Origin of the sequence: Mesorhizobium sp. M0910, assembly GCF_040319465.1 — a bacterium.
GTDB lineage: Bacteria > Pseudomonadota > Alphaproteobacteria > Rhizobiales > Rhizobiaceae > Mesorhizobium.
In genome coordinates, this window is sequence record NZ_JAMYNZ010000051.1 from 1 (window position 1) to 594 (window position 594).

The window sequence follows — 594 nt, forward strand, 5'->3', positions numbered from 1 at the left end:
AGGCGATGGTTGTTGCCATGGCCGAAAAAGCCGCCGGTCTGGAAGAGCGTAATGCCGATCTCGAAGCCCACAATACGCATCTCGAGTTGGTCAACAAGAGCGCTGAGGAGCGGATCGCACGACTGACGGCGGTGGTGAAGATGCTGGAGCGGTCGCGCTTCGGCAGCCGCTCCGAAAGGTTGCGGGCCGGTGCGCTGAGCGAGGAGCAGTACGCTCCGGTCTTCGACGAGATCGAAACCGGCGTGGCGGCCATCCAAGCGCAGATGGAGAAGTCTGCGGGCGGCTCGAAAGCGAAGCGCGCCCCGCGCCCTCGCAAAGGCTTTGCGGCCCATCTCGAACGGATCGAGGTGGTCATCGAGCCCGAGACGCCTGCTGGCTGCGAAGCGCTGGAAAAGATCCTGATCGGCGAGGACGTCTCCGAACGGCTCGATGTCACCCCGGCGAAGTTCCGGGTGATCGTCACGCGTCGCCCCAAATATGCCTACAAGGGCTGGGACGGCGTCATCCAGGCAGCCGCGCCCGCCCGCATCATCGAAAGCGGCATTCCGACCGAAGCGCTGCTGGCGCAGATCGCGGTGTCGAAATACGCCGATG

General features: G+C 64.3%; 1 protein-coding gene. It reads left to right on the plus strand.

The annotated features are described in order from the left end of the window. Positions 1-594: IS66 family transposase (locus tag NKH78_RS32535; RefSeq protein WP_352885260.1), on the plus strand; the 594-nt coding region annotated here is incomplete at both ends.